The organism is Rhizobium aethiopicum (assembly GCF_900094625.1).
GTDB classification, from domain to species: domain Bacteria; phylum Pseudomonadota; class Alphaproteobacteria; order Rhizobiales; family Rhizobiaceae; genus Rhizobium; species Rhizobium aethiopicum.
The window spans coordinates 1-1276 of the sequence record NZ_FMAJ01000059.1 but is presented as its reverse complement, the minus strand read 5'-3'; the positions used below and the strand labels follow the sequence as shown (position 1 = coordinate 1276).

At 52.0% G+C, this 1276-nt stretch carries 1 rRNA gene; it reads left to right on the top strand.

The window, feature by feature from the left end:
- Window positions 1-1276: ribosomal RNA gene (locus GA0061105_RS32095) — 23S ribosomal RNA — on the top strand; the annotation flags it as partial.

The window sequence follows — 1276 nt, the reverse complement described above, 5'->3', positions numbered from 1 at the left end:
TTATAAGGTATCTGCACCTGAATAAAATAGGGTGTAAGAAGCGAACGCAGGGAACTGAAACATCTAAGTACCTGCAGGAAAGGACATCAACCGAGACTCCGCAAGTAGTGGCGAGCGAACGCGGACCAGGCCAGTGGCAATTGTGATTAAAGTGGAACGCTCTGGAAAGTGCGGCCGTAGTGGGTGACAGCCCCGTACGCGTAGATATCATGATTGTCCTAGAGTAGGGCGGGACACGAGAAATCCTGTCTGAACATGGGGAGACCACTCTCCAAGCCTAAGTACTCGTGCATGACCGATAGCGAACAAGTACCGTGAGGGAAAGGTGAAAAGCACCCCGACAAGGGGAGTGAAATAGAACCTGAAACCGGATGCCTACAAACAGTCGGAGCCCGCAAGGGTGACGGCGTACCTTTTGTATAATGGGTCAACGACTTAGTGTAACAAGCAAGCTTAAGCCGGTAGGTGTAGGCGCAGCGAAAGCGAGTCTGAATAGGGCGATATAGTTTGTTGCATTAGACCCGAAACCGAGTGATCTAGCCATGAGCAGGTTGAAGGTTGGGTAACACCAACTGGAGGACCGAACCCGCATCTGTTGCAATAGATTGGGATGACTTGTGGCTAGGGGTGAAAGGCCAATCAAACTCGGAAATAGCTGGTTCTCCGCGAAATCTATTTAGGTAGAGCGTCGAGCGAATACCCCCGGGGGTAGAGCACTGGATGGGCTATGGGGACTCACCGTCTTACTGATCCTAACCAAACTCCGAATACCGGGGAGTACTACTCGGCAGACACACGGCGGGTGCTAACGTCCGTCGTGAAAAGGGCAACAACCCTAACCTCCAGCTAAGGTCCCCAAGTCATGGCTAAGTGGGAAAGGATGTGAGGATCCCAAAACAACCAGGATGTTGGCTTAGAAGCAGCCATCATTTAAAGAAAGCGTAACAGCTCACTGGTCTAAATAAGGGTCTTTGCGCCGAAAATGTAACGGGGCTGAAGCCATGCACCGAAGCTGAGGATGTGTAGCAATACACGTGGTAGCGGAGCGTTCCGTAAGCTGATGAAGGGAGACCCGTGAGGGCTCCTGGAGGTATCGGAAGTGCGAATGTTGACATGAGTAACGATAAAGAGGGTGAGAGACCCTCTCGCCGAAAGACCAAGGGTTCCTGCTTAAAGTTAATCTGAGCAGGGTTAGCCGGCCCCTAAGACGAGGCGGACACGCGTAGTCGATGGGAACCACGTTAATATTCGTGGGCCTGGTGGTAGTGACGGATTG